This window comes from Streptomyces cyaneofuscatus, from assembly GCF_033109485.1.
Classification (GTDB): domain Bacteria; phylum Actinomycetota; class Actinomycetes; order Streptomycetales; family Streptomycetaceae; genus Streptomyces; species Streptomyces cyaneofuscatus.
Genome location: NZ_CP137002.1, coordinates 6,162,825 through 6,179,198, shown reverse-complemented (window position 1 = coordinate 6,179,198; position 16,374 = coordinate 6,162,825). Strand labels below are relative to the sequence as shown.

The 16,374-nt window shown below is 72.6% G+C and carries 14 protein-coding genes; 6 read left to right on the top strand and 8 right to left on the bottom strand.

The features are described 5' to 3' along the window. Window positions 1-77 precede the first annotated feature (77 nt). Together R2B67_RS27210 and R2B67_RS27205 are read left to right on the top strand one after the other, a co-directional pair. Entirely contained in the window at window positions 78-1,100 is a 1,023-nt protein-coding gene (locus tag R2B67_RS27210) for an efflux ABC transporter ATPase subunit, DrrA-related (protein ID WP_317821732.1), read from the top strand. Then, a complete protein-coding gene (locus R2B67_RS27205) occupies window positions 1,097-1,957 on the top strand; it encodes an ABC transporter permease (protein ID WP_317821730.1) in 861 nt (286 codons plus the stop codon). The genes R2B67_RS27210 and R2B67_RS27205 overlap by 4 nt, the downstream gene beginning before the upstream one ends. A gap of 11 nt (window positions 1,958-1,968) precedes the next feature. Here R2B67_RS27205 and R2B67_RS27200 read toward each other — a convergent pair whose 3' ends face one another. Further along, window positions 1,969-5,343, bottom strand: coding sequence for an ATP-binding protein (locus R2B67_RS27200; protein WP_317821729.1), 3,375 nt, complete (start codon window positions 5,341-5,343; stop codon window positions 1,969-1,971). Between the two features lie 188 nt (window positions 5,344-5,531). Between R2B67_RS27200 and R2B67_RS27195 the strand changes: the two genes are divergently transcribed. Continuing rightward, window positions 5,532-6,338, top strand: coding sequence for a site-2 protease family protein (locus R2B67_RS27195; protein ID WP_317821728.1), 807 nt, complete (start codon window positions 5,532-5,534; stop codon window positions 6,336-6,338). 16 nt (window positions 6,339-6,354) lie between these two features. On the opposite strand, the gene R2B67_RS27190 is transcribed toward R2B67_RS27195, so the two are convergent. From R2B67_RS27190 to npdG, 3 genes are all read right to left on the bottom strand, one after another. Then, a complete protein-coding gene (locus R2B67_RS27190) occupies window positions 6,355-7,458 on the bottom strand; it encodes a DUF3533 domain-containing protein (protein WP_317821727.1) in 1,104 nt (367 codons plus the stop codon). 155 nt (window positions 7,459-7,613) lie between these two features. Then, entirely contained in the window at window positions 7,614-7,796 is a 183-nt protein-coding gene (locus tag R2B67_RS27185; RefSeq protein WP_018511811.1) for a hypothetical protein, read from the bottom strand. 120 nt (window positions 7,797-7,916) lie between these two features. Further along, entirely contained in the window at window positions 7,917-8,627 is a 711-nt protein-coding gene (gene npdG / locus R2B67_RS27180) for an NADPH-dependent F420 reductase (RefSeq protein WP_317821726.1), read from the bottom strand. Window positions 8,628-8,842: 215 nt separating this feature from the next. Between npdG and R2B67_RS27175 the strand changes: the two genes are divergently transcribed. Continuing rightward, window positions 8,843-10,150 carry an MFS transporter gene (locus R2B67_RS27175; protein WP_317821724.1) on the top strand — a complete coding sequence of 436 codons (1,308 nt, stop codon included), beginning with the start codon at window positions 8,843-8,845 and terminating at the stop codon, window positions 10,148-10,150. Between the two features lie 87 nt (window positions 10,151-10,237). Here R2B67_RS27175 and R2B67_RS27170 read toward each other — a convergent pair whose 3' ends face one another. Further along, window positions 10,238-10,495, bottom strand: coding sequence for a hypothetical protein (locus tag R2B67_RS27170; protein ID WP_317821723.1), 258 nt, complete (start codon window positions 10,493-10,495; stop codon window positions 10,238-10,240). 59 nt (window positions 10,496-10,554) lie between these two features. Here R2B67_RS27170 and map point away from each other — a divergent pair, with 59 nt between their 5' ends. Next, entirely contained in the window at window positions 10,555-11,412 is an 858-nt protein-coding gene (gene map / locus R2B67_RS27165; RefSeq protein ID WP_317821722.1) for a type I methionyl aminopeptidase, read from the top strand. A 205-nt stretch (window positions 11,413-11,617) separates the two neighbouring features. Further along, window positions 11,618-12,283, top strand: a complete 666-nt coding sequence (locus R2B67_RS27160; protein WP_109977464.1) for a biliverdin-producing heme oxygenase — start codon at window positions 11,618-11,620, stop codon at window positions 12,281-12,283. A gap of 31 nt (window positions 12,284-12,314) precedes the next feature. Here R2B67_RS27160 and R2B67_RS27155 read toward each other — a convergent pair whose 3' ends face one another. The 3 genes from R2B67_RS27155 to R2B67_RS27145 form a co-directional block, all read right to left on the bottom strand. Further along, window positions 12,315-12,986, bottom strand: a complete 672-nt coding sequence (locus R2B67_RS27155) for a PhzF family phenazine biosynthesis protein (protein ID WP_317821721.1) — start codon at window positions 12,984-12,986, stop codon at window positions 12,315-12,317. Between the two features lie 78 nt (window positions 12,987-13,064). Then, a complete protein-coding gene (locus R2B67_RS27150; protein WP_317821719.1) occupies window positions 13,065-14,699 on the bottom strand; it encodes an HtaA domain-containing protein in 1,635 nt (544 codons plus the stop codon). A 90-nt stretch (window positions 14,700-14,789) separates the two neighbouring features. Continuing rightward, the gene (locus R2B67_RS27145) at window positions 14,790-16,271 is read right to left on the bottom strand and encodes an HtaA domain-containing protein (protein ID WP_317821717.1); all 1,482 of its coding nucleotides are present in this window, start codon (window positions 16,269-16,271) and stop codon (window positions 14,790-14,792) included. Between the last annotated feature and the right edge of the window lie 103 nt (window positions 16,272-16,374).

Here is a 16,374-nt window from a genome sequence, read left to right as displayed (position 1 = left end):
GGGCTGTCGCGCGTCCGCCGCCTCGCACCGGTCCGTGTCGGTCGGCTGTCGGTGAGCTGTCGGCCGGCGCTGGTCCCATGGTGGACATGGAACGCATCGACACGAACCCCAGGAGCGGCACGAACGCCGTCAAGGTACGGGGACTGGTCAAGCACTACGGCGCGACCAAGGCACTGGACGGCGTGGACCTCGACGTCCGCGAAGGCACCGTCCTCGGTGTGCTCGGCCCCAACGGCGCCGGCAAGACCACCCTCGTACGCTGCCTCTCCACGCTGATCACCCCCGACGCCGGACACGCGGTCGTCGCGGGCTACGACGTGGTGCGCCAGCCCCGCCAGCTGCGCCGCCGGATAGGCCTGACCGGGCAGTACGCCTCGGTCGACGAGAAGCTCTCCGGCTGGGAGAACCTCTACATGATCGGGCGGCTCCTCGATCTGCCCCGCAAGCAGGCGCGGGCCCGGGCGGACGAGCTCCTTGAGCGGTTCTCGCTCACCGAGGCCGCCAAGCGGGCCTGCATGGAGTACAGCGGCGGGATGCGCCGCCGCCTCGACCTGGCCGCCTCGATGATCGGCAGCCCGTCCGTGCTGTACCTGGACGAGCCGACGACCGGGCTCGACCCCCGGACCCGTAACGAGGTCTGGGACGAGGTGCAGCGGATGGTCGCCGAGGGCGCGACCGTCCTGCTGACCACCCAGTACATGGAGGAGGCCGAGCAGCTCGCCAAGGAGCTGACGGTCATCGACCAGGGGAAGATCATCGCCCGCGGCGGGGTCGACGAGCTGAAGGCCAAGGTCGGCGGCCGCACCCTGCACCTGAGGCCCTCGGACCCGGCGGAGCTGTCCGCGATGGCCCAGGCGATCCGGGAGGCCGGACTCGACGGTGTCGCCGGGGCGCAGGCCGTACCGGACGAGGGGCTGCTGTACGTGCCGATCCTCAGCGACGAGCAGCTGACCGCTGTCATCGGACTGCTGGGCGTGCGCGGCTTCTCGCTCGCCCATGTCTCCACCGCCCTGCCCAGCCTCGACGAGGTGTTCCTCGCGATCACCGGCGACAAGGCCTCCCCCCTTTCCGACCCTGCACCCCAGGAGGTCGCCGCATGAGCACCACCACCACTACTGCACCGACCCCCGCGACCGCCGGCCCCGTACCGACGAAGGCCGCCGTGGCCGACGAGGGCCGGATCGGGCTGCGGGCCAACCTGCGGCACATCGGGGCCCTGGCGCGGCGCAACATGCTCCAGATCAAGAAGGACCCGGAGTCGATGTTCGACGTCCTTCTGACGCCGATCATCTTCATCCTGCTCTTCGTGTACGTCTTCGGCGGCTCGGTCGGCGCCAGCCTCGGCGGGAACCGGCAGGAGTACGTGAACTATCTGGTGCCCGGGCTGATGGCGATGCTGGGGCTGAACATCGCCATGGCCGTCGGGACCGGCGTCAACGACGACTTCCGCAAGGGGGTCATGGACCGGTTCCGGACGATGCCGATCTCCCGGTCATCGGTGCTCATCGCCAAGATCGTGGTCGAGCTGGGCCGGCTGATGGTCGCCATGCTCATCCTGCTCGTCATGGGGTTCGTCGTCGGCATGGAGCTGCACGGCTCGGTGTTCGGGCTCCTCGCGGCGGTCGCGCTGTCGGCGGTGTTCGGTGCCGCCATCATGTGGATCTTCATCCTGCTCGGGCTGTCCATGCCGACGGCCCAGGCTGTTCAAGGGACGGCGATGCTCGTGCTGATGCCCCTGCAGTTCGGTTCCTCGATCTTCGTGCCGACCCAGACCATGCCGGGCTGGCTCCAGGCCTTCACCGACTACAACCCGCTCTCCAACCTCGCGGACGCGGCGCGGGCGCTCATGCAGGGCGACCCGGTCGGTGACTCGGTCTGGTGGACGCTGGCCTGGGCCGCCGGGATCACGGTGGTGCTGGCTCCGCTGGCGGTGGCCAAGTTCCGCAAGAAGGCCTGAGCGGAGGGGCGTTACGCCGGCGGGTGCCCCCGCCGGTACGTCTCCGCCAGGGCGGTGGCCTCGTCGAGGGAGAGGCCGCCGCCCTCCTCGTACGCCCGGGTGTACGCCGCCTCGTCGAGGCCGACCCGGGCGGCCTCCTCCGCCTCGGCCAGAACGCGGCGCTCGATCGTGGTCGGCACGTGGCCGGGAGGCAGCAGCGCCGCCTGGAGGCCCAGCAGTCTGACGGCGTCCGCGTACGCTGCGGGCTCGGCCGCGCCCGCGGCGGCGAGTCCGGCCAGGGCGCGGGCGATCGCCGTCAGATGAGCCGAGGACATCTGCGGGGCGATCATCGCCGACAGCCGTTCCCGCGAACAGCTGAGCGCCATCAGCGCGTTGCCCAGCGCGGAGGCGTGCCCGCCCTCCAGGTTGTCCAGCCAGGACAGCACCCCGTAGACGAACCCGTCGAAGACGGCGACGTCGCCGAACGTGAGGCGCGCGCTGATCACATCCACCTGTTCGCGGGCTTCCGCAACCCGGCCCTGCGCGCCGAGGACGAAGGCCAGATGCATCCGGGCGATCGCCACGGATTCGGGGCTCGGAGGCCGGCCCCCTTCGACCACCTCCCGCAGCGCCGTCTCGGCCTCCGGGAGGCGGCCCAGCTCGGCGAGCGGCCCGGCGTACCGGGCGCGCAACAGTGCCACCTGGGAACGGGCGCCGATCTTCCGCGCGTACTCCACGGCGTCGGCGTAGTCGTCCAGGGCCTCAGGGAAGTGACCGGTCCGTTCGTTGGCCTCGCCCCGGGACGCCAGCGCCTCGGCCCTGCCCCAGTCGTCGTCCAGCCGGGTGAAGATCTCCAGGCTCTCGTCGGCGTCGGCACGCGCCAGGTCCGCGTGGCCGGAGTGACCGGCGAGGAAGTTGGCGCGCAGTTGGAGCGCGGCGGCCAGCTCCCACTCGTAGCCGTGGGCGCGGGAGGCACGGACCGTCTCGTCGAGCGCCTCGCGCGTCCGGTCCATGTCGCCGGTGAGCATGACCGCGTACACCCAGAACGTCCCGGGCATGCGGCAGGTCTGCGGCTGCCCGGGCCGGTAGGCGTCGGCGACGATCCGCAGCCGCTTCTGCCCCTCTGCGTCCGCCCAGGTGGAGATCGCGTCGTCCACGCTGGCCACCTGGATCAGCGCCGCCCCGCGCCGGGCCTCCGCGAGCTGGTCGGCCTCCCAGGGCGGCGGCCGGTCGATGGCCTGCTCCGGCAGTGACGGGGCCCGCACACCGGGCGCGGCGAACGGGTCGGGGCCGAGTGAGGCGGCCGCATCGGTCCAGTGGCGGGCGTCCGAGCGCAGGTCGCGCAGCATCCAGTACCAGGACAGCGAGAGCACCAGGCACAGCGCCTCGTGCTCGTCCCGGGCGGCGACGGCGTGCCGGTGCGCGGTGCGCAGGTTCTCGTACTCGCGCTGGATGGCGGCGATGGCCGCGCGCTGCCCCGCCCCGCGCATCGTCGGCCCGGTCGTCCGCGCCAGCTCCCGGAAGTGGACGAGATGGCGCCGCTCGACGGCGTCCCGCTCGCCCGCCTCCGCCAGCCGCTCGACGGCGTACTCGCCGACCGTCTCCAGCAACCGATAGCGCATCTCCCCGTCCTCGCCGGGCTCGGCGACCACGAGCGACTTGTCGACCAGGGAACCGAGCAGGGCGGCCACGTCGAGACGGTCGACGGCGGGGCCGCCCGGTCCGGCGGGCAGGGCGCAGACCTCTTCGGCGGCGGCGATCCCGCAGCCGCCCGCGAAGACGGCCAGGCGGCGCAGGACGGCGCGTTCTCCTTCGTCCAGCAGCTCCCAGGACCAGTCGACGACCGCGCGCAGCGTCTGCTGGCGGGGCAGCACGGTCCGGCTGCCGCTGGTGAGCAGGCGGAAGCGGTCGTCCAGCCGGTCGGCGATCTGGCGGGGGCTGAGCATCCGCAGCCGGGCGGCGGCCAGTTCGATGGCGAGCGGCAGCCCGTCGAGCCGGCGGCAGATCTCGGCGCAGGCGGCGGCGGTGGCCTCGTCGGCGTCGGTACGGAACCCGGGCCGGGCGGCGGCCCCGCGCTCGGCGAGGAGGCGCAGCGCCATGGGGTCGGGCAGCGGCTCGACCGGCCGGACGAACTCGCCCGGTACGCCGAGGGGTTCGCGGCTGGTGGCGAGGACGGTGAGCTGCGGGCAGTGGGTGAGGAGGTGGTCGGTGAGGGCGGCGGCCGCGCCGACGACGTGCTCGCAGTTGTCCAGCAGGAGCAGCATCCGGCGTGGGGCGCAGTGCTCGGTGAGCCGTACGAGGGGGTCGTCGCCGGTGCGGTCGGCGGCGCGCAGCTCCTCGGCGCCCGCCCCGCGCAGCACGGTCTCGCGGGCCCCGAGAGCGGTCAGGACAGCCTCGGGCACGGTGTCCGGGTCGTCGACGGGGGCCAGTTCCGCCAGCCACACGCCGTCGGGCCAGGCATCGGCGACGGCCTCCGCGGTCTCCTGCGACAGCCGGGTCTTACCCGCGCCGCCGGGGCCGAGGAGGGTGACGAGCCGGGCGTGGGTGAGGTCCTCGCGCAGGGCCGCGATGTCGCCGTCCCGGCCGACGAAGCTGGTGAGCCGGGCGCGGAGGTTGCCGGGGGCGGGCGGGCGCGGCTGCTGGGGGGCGGGGGGCTCCACGGGGGTCGGGGGCCCGGGCGCGGCCGGTTCCTGGTGGAGCAGCTCGCCGTACAGGCCGCGCAGTTCGGGCCCGGGGTCGGTGCCGAGGCGGTCGGCGAGTACGGTGCGGACCTCCTCGTACGCCGCCAGCGCCTCGGCCGTCCGTCCGGCGTCCCGCAGGGCCCTGATGCGCAGGGCCTGGAGCGGTTCGTCGAGCGGGTGGGCCTCGCAGAGCGCGGCCAGCTCCCACAGGGCCTCGTCCGCCCGCCCGAGGACGCGCAGCGCCTCCAGCCGGGCCCGCCGGGCGCCGAGCCTGCGGGACTCCAGCCGGGAGGCGGGCGCCGCACGGTCGGGCAGGTCGTCCAGCGGCGGCCCGCCCCAGAGCGCCAGTGCCTCGTCGAGGACGGTGACAGCCTTGACCGCGTCCCCCTGCTCCAGGGCCCGGCTCCCCTCCCCCGCCAGCCGCTCGAACCGGTGCAGGTCCACCGCGTCCGGCTCGGCGGCCAGCCGGTAGCCGCTCTCCACCGACTCGACGGCACTCCGTCCCAGCGCCCGCCTGAGCCGCCCGACCAGCGCCTGGAGCGCACCGGCCGCGTCGGCGGGCGGGTCGCCGTCCCACACCTCGCCGACCAGGACCCCGGCCGGGACGGTCCGCCCCGGGTGCAGGGCGAGGACGGTGAGCAGGGCGCGCAGCCGCGCCCCGCCGAGGGCGACGGCCGTACCGTCGTCGCGGAGTGCCCGGGTGGTGCCGAGGATGCAGTAGCGCACGGGCCCATTGTCCGCGACGGACGCGGTCACGGTGTTGACCGGGTGGAACTCCGGCCGGGGTCGCCGTCGTTCCCGCCGTGTCGGCGTACGTGTCGGCCGTACCTGTCGGCGTACGTACGATGTCGCCGCCGCTTCTCCCCGCCGCCGCCGCCGTTTCCCCCCGTCCCACAGTCCCAGGAGTTGTGCCGATGACCACCGCAGCCACCCGCGGGGACCGGAGGATCAGCCCGGTCTTCCTCGGGATCGCCGCCGTCACCGCCGTCGCGGGCTGGGCGGTGTGGGCCGGCTTCGCGGGCGCCACCAGCTTCGCCGTGTTCCTCTTCGTCACCGGGGCGTGGATCGTCTCGCTCTGCCTCCACGAGTACGCCCACGCCCGCACCGCCCTGCACAGCGGGGACCTCTCGGTGGGGGCGAAGGGCTATCTGACGCTCAACCCGCTGAAGTACACCCATGCCCTGCTCAGCATCGTGCTGCCGGTCCTCTTCGTCGTCATGGGCGGGATCGGCCTGCCCGGCGGCGCCGTCTACATCGAGCGGGCCAGGATCCACGGGCGGTGGAAGCACAGCCTGATCTCCGCGGCGGGCCCGCTGACGAACGTGGCGTTCGCCGTCGTGTGTACGGCCCCGTTCTGGCTGGGCGCGCTCGACGGGGTCCCGCTCGCCTTCCAGTACGCGCTGGCGTTCCTGGCGATGCTCCAGGTGACGGCGGCGATCCTGAACTCCCTGCCGATCCCGGGGCTCGACGGGTACGGCGTGATCGAGCCCTGGCTGTCGTACAGGATCAGGCGCCAGGTCGAGCCGATCGCGCCGTTCGGGCTCATCGCCGTGTTCGCGATCCTGTGGATCCCGGCGGTGAACATCGCGTTCTTCGACGTGATCGACGCGCTGCTGGGCGTCCTGGGCGTCGACGACCTCCAGCGGTACTGCGGATACGACCTCTACCGCTTCTGGAAGGCGTTCTTCGACGAGCAGAACCCGGGGTGCGCGGTGGGGTGACCGCGCACCGCCGTCCTCACACCGGGGCGGTCACGCGCTCCGGCTCCGGGCGGGGGCGTCGCCGCCGCCCGTCGCGCAGGGCGGCGGCCAGGATCGCCACGACGACCCCGCCGAACGCCCAGGCGCCCAGGATCCACAGGGCGCCGGTGGTGGCGTTGCCGTCGAAGTAGACGGTGTTGCGGACCACCGTCGTACCGGCCCCCGGAGGCAGCGCCTGGCCGATCGCGCTCCAGAACGGTGGCAGCAGCGAGGACGGGTACACCCCGCCGGAGCTGGGGTTGCCCAGGATCGTGAAGATCAGGATGGTGAGGCCCAGGCCGACCGTCCCCGCCACCGACTGGAGGGCGACGCCCACCGCGCCGGAGGCGAAGACCACCAGCGTGCCGATGCCGACCAGCTCCCAGAAGGCGCCCGGCAGGCAGTCCAGCACCGGGCCCACGATGATCGCGCCGCCGATGCCCGAGACGAAGGCGTACGGGAGCATCGCCGTCAGCCGGACCAGGGTGCGGCGCAGGGTGGGCTTCTTGGAACCGGCCGCCATGTTGAGGGCGGAGGCGGCGAGGTAGCCGCCGATGGTCCAGCTGAGGACGAGGTAGAAGGACGACAGGCCCCGTGAGTCGCCTGCCGAGGGCGCGCGGAGGTCGCGTACGAGGATCGTGCGGTTCTGGGCGCGGGCGACCTCCTGGAGGATCTCCGTGGCCGCCGTGGTGGCCGACGGGCCGCCCGCCGATGCGACGAGCAGGGTGTCGGTGCGGGTCGCCGGGTCCACGACGAGGGCGGCGTCGGTGCGCCGGTCCAGCAGCCGCGCCCGTGCCTCGGCGCGGGTCGCGACGGGGGTGACGTGGAGGGGGTCGCCGGGGAGCGCGTCGAGGCGGGCCACCAGGTCGCTCTCCACGGCGGGCGGGGCGACCAGGGTGATCGGGACCCGGTGCGGCTTCGGCGCGTGGAAGGCGCCCATGTAGGAGAGCGCGAAGCCCAGTTGGAGCAGGAGAACCCCGAGCATGACGAGCGCGGCCCGGGTGGTGACGGCGTCGCGCACCTCCCCCAGGATGCCGCGGTCCCCGTCACCCGTCCGTGCGGTCGATCCGGATCCGTACCCGTCGTCCCTCGCGTCTGCCACGCGGCCTCCCTCGTCGGCCTCCCCACGGCCGTGGCGAGGCCGTCACATGGTCGGCCCCGGGCGGCGTCCGGGCTCCGGGGCGCGCCCGCGAGGGAGGGCCCTCGACCCGAACGGCTCAGAGCCCGTGGAGGGGGTACGGGGGGTGCTGGAAGGGCTCAGTTGGCCTCGGCGGCCGCCTCCATGCGCTGCTTGCGCACGTAGAACCACACCATGTTCGACGAGAGTCCCGCGATCAGCACCCAGATGATCCCGAGCAGGCTGCCCTGGACGAAGGAGATCACGGCCGCGGCGACGGCGAGGACGCAGACGACGAGGGCGTAGAGAGCGAGGCGGGGCATGGGAGGCGGCTCCTGTCGGGGAACGGTCGCGGTCCCGTCCAGTGTCCCCCATGCCCCGTTGTGCCCCGCCCCGCCCCGGGCCCGAGGCGGGGCGCCGGAGCCCGAGGCGGGGGCCGGAGGTCAGACGTCGGTGGTGCGCAGTCCGGCGTGGGCCTTGTAGCGGCGGTTGACCGAGATCAGGTTCGCCACCAGCGACTCGACCTGGTGGGCGTTGCGCAGCCGGCCCGCGAAGATGCCGCGCATCCCGGGGATGCGGCCCGCCAGCGCCTGCACGATGTCCGTGTCGGCCCGCGCCTCGCCCAGGACCAGGACGTCGGTGTCGATCTCCTCGATGGACTCGTCCTGGAGCAGCACCGCCGAGAGGTGGTGGAAGGCGGCCGTGACCCGGGAATCCGGCAGCAGGACGGCGGCCTGCTCGGCGGCGCTGCCCTCCTCCGGCTTGAGGGCGTAGGCGCCCTTCTTGTCGAAGCCGAGCGGGTTGACGCAGTCGATGACGAGCTTGCCCGCCAGCTCCTCGCGCAGGGATTCCAGGGTCTTGGCGTGGCCGTCCCACGGCACGGCGACGATCACGATGTCGCTGCGCCGGGCGCACTCCGCGTTGTCCGTGCCCTCGACGCCGTGGCCGAGCTCGGCGGCCGCCTCGGCGGCGCGTCCGGCGTCCCGGGAGCCGAGGGTGACCCGCTGTCCGGCGCGGGCGAGCCGGTAGGCGAGGCCGCGCCCCTGCGGGCCGGTCCCGCCGAGCACGCCGACGCTCAGGGCGGAGACGTCGGGGAGGTCCCAGGGGTCCTTGGCGGGGGGCTTGGGCGCGCTGCCGCTGTCCTGTGTAGTCATGGGCCGACCCTACTGCCAGGTAGGGCCCGGAATCCCGCCCCCGGAGGCCCGATCCCGCCGACCGTGCGGCCCGGTCCCGACCTCCGTACGGTCCGATCCTGCCCTCCGTACGGCCCGGTCCCGCCCTCCGTACGGCGGCCCGGACTCCCGCACCGTACGGCCGGCGGGGAAATCGGTTTGCCCGGAGCGCCCCCGAGTACCGATCATGGCCCTTCGTGACCGAAGCTCCCCCTGCCTCCCCTCCCCCGTCTCCCCCCTCGCGGTTCCGCGCCCTGCTGCCGGACCTCTCGCCGTGGCGTTCCTCGCCCGACTTCCGGCTGCTGTGGATCCAGGGGCTGATCACGTACTTCGGCAGCTTCATGGCCCTCATCGCGCTGCCGCTCCAGATCAAGCACCTCACCGGCTCGCCGCTCGCGGTCGGGGCGATGGGGGCGGTGGAGCTGGTGCCGCTGGTGGTGTTCGGGCTGTACGGCGGGGCGCTCGCCGACGCCGTGGACCGGCGCCGGGTCATCCTGCTCACCGAAGCGGGGCTCGGCGTGCTCGCCGCGATCCTGCTGGTCAACGCGCTGCTCCCGGAGCCGCTGCTGTGGCCGCTGTACGTGGTGGCCGGCGGGGTCGCCGCCCTGGCCGGGCTCCAGCGGCCCGCGCTGGACTCCCTGATGGCCCGGATCGTGCCGCATGCCCAGCAGACTGCGGCGGCCGCCCTGAACTCGCTGCGCTGGCAGATCGGGGCGATCGCTGGCCCGGCGCTGGCCGGTCTGGTGGTGGCGTACGCGGGTCACGGGACGGCATACGCGGTGACGGTGTGCACGTTCGCCGCCTCCGTGCTGCTCTGTCTGCGGCTCTCCCCAGCGCCGCCCGCCAAGGAGGCGGCGAAGCCGTCGTTGCGCGGGATCGTGGAGGGGGCGCGGTACGCCTGGAGCCGACCGGTGCTGCTGGGGACGTACGCGATCGACCTGGCAGCGATGTTCTTCGCCTTCCCGAACACCATCTTCCCGTTCCTGGCGGACGAGCTGGACGCGGAGTGGTCGCTGGGGCTGATGTACGCGGCGGGCTCGGTGGGCTCGCTGGCGCTGGGGCTGACCAGCGGCTGGACCTCCCGGGTGCGCAGGCACGGGCTGTTCGTGGTGTTCGGGGCGGCGGTGTGGGGGCTGGCGATCGCGGCGGCGGGCTGGTTCTCCAGCGTGTGGGTGGTGCTGGTCTGCCTGGCCGTAGCCGGGGCGGGCGACATGCTGAGCGGGCTGGGGCGCTCGACCATCTGGAACCAGACCATTCCGGAGGAGCTGCGGGGGCGGCTGGCGGGCATCGAGGTGCTCTCGTACAGCGTGGGGCCGCAGCTGGGGCAGGTGCGGGCCGGGGCGATGGCAGGGTGGACCGGGACCCGGTCGGCGATCTGGACGGGCGGGGTGGCGTGCGTGGCGTCGGTGGTGCTGCTGACGGCTGCGCTGCCGAAGTTGGTGCGGTACGACTCGGAGACGGATGAGGATGCGGTGCGGAGGCGGGAGGCCCGGGTGGAGGGGTGACCCGGGGCTCCGCCCCGCACCCCGCTCCTCAAACGCCGGAGGGGCTGGAGGGTGCTGCCTCAATCGCCGGCGGGCTGAAAGATGTCCTCAATCGCCGGACGGACTGGGCTTGCCCCCGGGCGGGCTTGATTTGCCCTTGTCCTCGTCGTGCCACTTCGGGTCGGTGTCCCACTCCAGGTTGCGGTCGCGGGCCGTGTCCATCGCGTGCTGGGCCGCCTCGCGGGAGGTGTAGGGGCCGAACCGGTTCTGGGCAGGGCACTCCGGGCCCTCCTCGACCTTCTTGTGCTCCAGGCAGTAGTACCACTCGCCCGGCTTGCCGACCGTGCGCTTCTTGAACAGGGCCATCGACTGCTCCTTTCCTTATCGCCATGGTGCCCCCGGGACCCCTGGTTAGACTCGCTGGCATGTCTGGCCAGTCGCTTCTCGTACCAGGGGAGATCACTCCCGTCCGTTCCGTTCCCGGAAACATCCGGCGCCCCGAGTACGTGGGGAAGCCGGCCCCGAAGCCGTACACCGGCCCGGAGGTCCAGGACACCGACACCATCGAGCGGATGCGGATCGCGGGCCGCATCGCCGCGCAGGCGATGGAGGAGGCCGCCAAGCACATCGCCCCGGGCGTGACCACGGACGAGCTCGACCGGGTCGCGCACGAGTTCATGATCGACCACGGCGCGTACCCCTCCACCCTCGGCTACCGGGGCTTCCCGAAGTCCCTGTGCAGCTCGCTCAACGAGGTCATCTGCCACGGCATCCCCGACTCCACCGTGCTGCGCGACGGGGACATCGTGAACCTGGATGTCACCGCGTACATCAACGGGGTGCACGGCGACAACAACGCCACCTACCTCTGCGGTGACGTGGACGAGGAGTCGCGGCTGCTCGTCGAGCGCACCCGGGAGTCGCTGAACCGGGCCATCAAGGCGGTCAAGCCGGGGCGGCAGATCAACGTCATCGGCCGGGTCATCGAGTCGTACGCCAAGCGGTTCGGCTACGGCGTGGTGCGTGACTTCACCGGGCACGGGATCAACTCCTCGTTCCACTCCGGCCTGATCATCCCGCACTACGACAGCCCGAACGCCACCACCGTGATGCAGCCCGGCATGACGTTCACGATCGAGCCGATGCTGACGCTGGGCACCCACGAGTACGACATGTGGGAGGACGGCTGGACCGTGGTGACGAAGGACCGCAAGCGGACCGCGCAGTTCGAGGAGACGCTCGTCGTCACGGAGACCGGGGCGGAGATCCTCACCCTGCCGTAATCAGGACAAATTCCGCAAAGGGGCCGCACCCTGGTTTGTCGCGTATTTTTTTACCGACAAGCAGTCGGGAACCAATTGACTTAGGTAAACCTAAGTAGGAGGATCGGCGTACCGGCACGCGCCGCCGCAGCGTTGCGGCGGTCGCCTGCCGATATTTCCGTCTGTTTCTGGACTTCCCGTCCCCCTCGGTCCCCGGAGGCCCGCCTTGGACGCAACCGCCACCGTCACTCCCTTCTCGACGCTCATCCGCACCGCGTCGCACGAACAGCACACCGAGGCCGAGACCTCGACCTTCATGGGTGACCTGCTCGGCGGGCGGCTGGGTGTCGACGCGTACACGCGCTACACCGAGCAGCTGTGGTTCGTCTACCAGGCGCTGGAGGAGGGCGCGGAGGCCCTGCGGAACGACCCGGTCGCCGGGCCCTTCATCCAGCCCGAGCTGATGCGCTCCACCGAGCTGGCGCGCGACTTGGCGCACCTGCGCGGGGAGAACTGGCGTGAGGGCCTGGAGCCGCTGCCGGCGACCGCCGCGTACGCCGCCCGGGTGACCGAGTGCGCGCGCACCTGGCCCGCCGGTTACATAGCGCACCACTACACCCGTTACCTCGGCGACCTCTCGGGCGGCCAGATCATCCGCGACAAGGCGGAGAAGGCCTGGGGCTTCGAGCGCAAGGGCGACGGCGTGCGGTTCTACGTCTTCGAGGAGATCACCAACCCGGCCGCCTTCAAGCGGGGCTACCGCGAGCTGCTGGACGCGGTGAACGCGGACGACCTGGAGAAGCAGCGGATCGTCGAGGAGTGCAAGCGCGCCTTCGCGCTGAACACCGCGGTCTTCCGGGAGCTGGGCGAGGTGTTCCCGCTCAGCGCGTAACCCCCGCCCCGCAGTCTGCCGCCGCCCGGGTTCAGCCCCGGGCGGCCATCAGGACGCGGCCCCCTACCTCCACCGTGCCGTCCGGCGCGGGTGCTGTGAGGATCTGGGAGCCGCGTCCTTGTGTGATGTTCAGGGCCCGGCCGAGGTGCGCGCTGAGCAGCAGGGCCGCCGCGCCCGTCGCCTCGTCCTCGACGATGCCCTCCCCGCGCCGCGGGAAGGCCCGCGCGCGGACCCGCCCGGCGGCCTCGTCCTCCCAGGCCCAGGCGTAGAGCCAGCCCTCCCCGGGCGGCGGTCCCGGCAGCGCCTCCACCTCGTCCGCCGTGGCGTACTGCTGGAACATGCGCGGCGGGGCCCACTCGGGGCGGGCGGTGATCCAGGTGAACTCCCCGTCCTGGCGGGCGAACACATCCCCGACGGCCAGCTCCAGGACCTCCAGGTCCAGCAGCCAGGCGGCGCCGACCAGCGGGTGCCCGGCGAACGGCAGCCGGAGCCCGGGGGTGTGGATGTCCACCCGGCCGCGCTCCGGGTCGTCGACGAACACGGTCTCGCTGAAGCCCAGTTGGCGGGCCAGCTGCTGCCGGGACGCCTCGTCGGGGTGGCTGCGTCCGTCGCGTACGACGCCGAGGGCGTTGCCGTGGCGTCCGTCGGGTCCGCAGAACACCCGCAGGACGTCGATGCCCCGGGGTACGTCGTAGTCGTTCACGTGCGCATTCAAGCACCACCCGGGAACGGCTGCGGGGCCGTACCTTCCGGCACGGCCCCGCGGGTGGTGCGGAGTTGATCAGGCGGTGGCGCCACGGCGGCGGCGCGCCGCGATCACGAGGCCGGCACCGGCCGCCACGACGAGGCCGGAGGCGCCGATCAGGGCGCCGGTCGGGACGTCGGAGCCGGTGGCGGCCAGGGAGCCGGAGCCGCCTACCGAACCGCCGGTGGTGGAGCCGCCGGTGGTCGAACCGCCGACCGTGCCGCCGCCGGTGGTGGAGCCGCCCGTGGTGGAACCGCCGGTGGAGCCCGAGCCGCCCGTGGAACCGGAGCCGCCGGTGGAGCCGCCAGACGAGCCGCCTGTCGAACCGCCCGGGGGCAGCGTGGCGTCCTTGTCGAGCGAGACAGCGGCGTTCAGGGGGTCCAGCTCGTCGCCCTTGTTGTACTGGCCGATGAAGGCCTCGGCGCCTTCCTCGGTGAGCGTCGCCGGGATGTCCTTGAGGGTGACGATGCCCTCCTTGGCGGTGAGCGCGCCCGCGGGCACCTTCAGGTCGGCGAAGGGCAGACCGGTGAAGGTGTCGACCTTGCCGGTCGCCATGTCCTTGCTGGAGAGGTCGGCGAAGAGCTTGCCCGTGGTGCCCTGGATGTCGATCTTCAGGTTGCTGAGGGAGAGGTCGAGCTTGTAGTCACCGGCGGTCTCGTGGCCGAGGAAGCGCACCTTGCCCTGGAACTGGGCGTCGAGGCTGTTCTTCTCGGCGTCGAGGTGGCCGGTGGCCTTGGTGAAGCGGTAGCCGTCCGCGTTGGCGGTGGCACCGTCGCTCGTCTCGACCTTGCCCTGCGCGATCGGGCCGACGACGTACGAGCGGAACGACTTCTTGAGGCCCCAGTCCAGGGTGCCGTCGACGACCGGGCCGCTGGTGGGCTTGGCGGCGTCGGTGGGGTCCGACTCGACGGGGGGCTTCACCGGCGGCTTCACGGGAGGCTTGACCGGGGGCTTCACGGGCGGGTCGACCGGCGGGTCGACCGGCGGGTCCACCGGCGGGTCGACGGGCGGCTGGGCCGTCTTGACCGTCAGGGTGGCCGGGTCGACCGGGTCGCCCTTCTTGTAGTAGCCGGCGAAGCCCGCCGCGCCCTCCTCGGTGAAGGCACCCGGGATGTCGGCGTACTTCATGCCGTCGGCACCGTTGGAGGGGGTGATGCCGTTGAGGTCGAGCGTGGACAGCGCCACGTCCTCGGTGACCACCGCGTCCTTGCCCGGGGACTTGGCGGTGATGTCGACGACGATCGTGCCGCTCTGGCCGACCGTGAGGACCTTGACGTCGGACAGCTTGATGTCCAGCGCGCCGCCGCGCGCCACGTAGTGCACGCTGCCCTTGAACGAGGACGTCACGCCGTGGTTGCCGCGGTTGTACTCACCCTTGACCAGCGGGAACTTGTAGGTGCCGTCCTCGTTCTGGGTGACACCGTCGGCCAGGGTGGTGGTGCCCTTGGCGTCCCCGATCATCTTGCGGAAGGTCTGCTTGAAGCCCCAGTCCAAGGTGCCCGATTCCAGCTGGAAGACGGACGGTGCGGGGGCTCCGGCGGCGGAAGCGTCGGCCGTGGTTTCGGCGCGGGCGCCGTCGGCCGCGAAGGCCGGGAGGGCGAAGGTCGCGCCCAGGGCGGCAGCCGTGGCGACGGCTGCTGCGAGGGCTATGGGGCGGCGAGTTGCTGCCATGCCGGTGGGTCTCCTAAGGCAACGGGGGGGGAGGAAGGGAGGCGTGGGGGGAGGGGATGAGGAACCGTAAAGCGCTCATGAGGGGCGCCGTCAGGAGGTCTGGGGGGCGTCGGGGCCCGTGGAGGTGGCGTCGGGGGCCTGGCCGGCCTTGCGGCGGCGCAGCGCGAAGAACGTCGCGGCCGCGGCGAGGAGCAGCACACCGCCTCCGATCGCGGCGTACGTGCCGGCGCCCGGGCCCGAGTCGGACGCGGCGGCGGCCGGTGCGGCGGAGGGTTCGGCCGAGGGCTTCGCGGTGGGCTCGGCGGCGGCCGTCGGCTCGCTGCCGAGGTCGGGCAGCGGGGGCAGCTGGGCCTTGTCGTCGACGGCGACGGCGAGCGAGACGGGGTCCATCTCCGTGCCCGCCTTGTACATGGAGCCGAACGCCTTGGCCCCGTCCTCGGTGAGGGTGGCGGGCACCTCGGTGAGGACGGCGAGGCCCTCCTTCGGCGCGAAGTCCTTGGCGGCGAAGGTGATCAGCGGGACGTCCTTGCGGGTGGTGCCCGCGCTCGTGACGTCGGCGGAGAGGGTGCCCTCGCCCTTGGTCACGGCGACCGTGACACCGGCGAACTTCAGGTCGAGGTCGTGGGCGCCGGTGAAGTGGATGCTGCCGCCGAAGTCCGCGTCCAGCGTCTGCTTCTTCGCGTCGTACGTGCCCTTGCCCTGCGGGAAGCGGAAAAGTGCCCCACCGTCCTGGGCGCCGTCGGCGAGCGTCCACTTGCCCTGGCCGATGGAGCCGGTGACGTACTCGCGGAAGGTGCGGCGGACGCCCCAGTCGACGGCGGCGTCCTCGAAGCGGCCCGCCTTCTCCTTGTCCTTGGCCTTCTCGGCGTCCTTCTTCTTCTCGTCCTCGGCCTTCCCGGCGTCCTCGTCCTTCGTCGCGGACGGGGCCGGCTTCGGCTGCTCGGCCGGGGCCTTGGTGTCCACGGAGAGGCTGATCGGGTCGAGCGGTGTGCCGGCGGTGTAGTAGCCGGCGAAGGCGGACGCGCCCTGCGCGGTCAGCGTCGTGGGGACGTTGGTGAGGGCGATGGGCGTGGAGCCGCCCTTCATGTTGATGCCGCCGAGGCCGAGCGTGGCGAGCGGCACCTGGGAGCGGTTGCTCACCTTGCCGGTCCCCCGCTCCTTGCTGACCATGTCGGCGAAGAGCGTGCCGCTGCCGCCGCTGATCTTGATGGTGGGGCGGCTGATGACGAGGTCCAGCTCGTTGGTCCCGTCGGCCTTCTTGTGACCGGTGAAGTGGACCCCGCCGGAGAAACCGGAGCTGAAGGCACCGGTCGCCGGGTCGTAGGAGCCGTTGGCGGAGTGGAAGCGGAACTGGCTGCCGCCGACCGTGGCGGCGCCGCCGGTCAGGCTCCAACTGCCCTGGGCGATGGGGCCGGTGACGTAGCTCTGGAAAGAGGACTTGATGCCCCAGTCCAGCCGTCCGCCCTGCACCGTGCGGCTGGCCGCTTGCGCGGTGGTGGCGGGGAGCAGGGCTCCCAGCAGCACCGCGAGGAGCGCGACGGCGAGCGCGCGGGCGGATCTGGACGGCAGCATGAGGGACCCCTCCGAGGGCTAGAAGTGAAGGTAAGGCTAACCTAAGGTATTCGCAGCCAGCGCCGGAACCCCTCCGGCACCTCCACACCACCGACACATACGT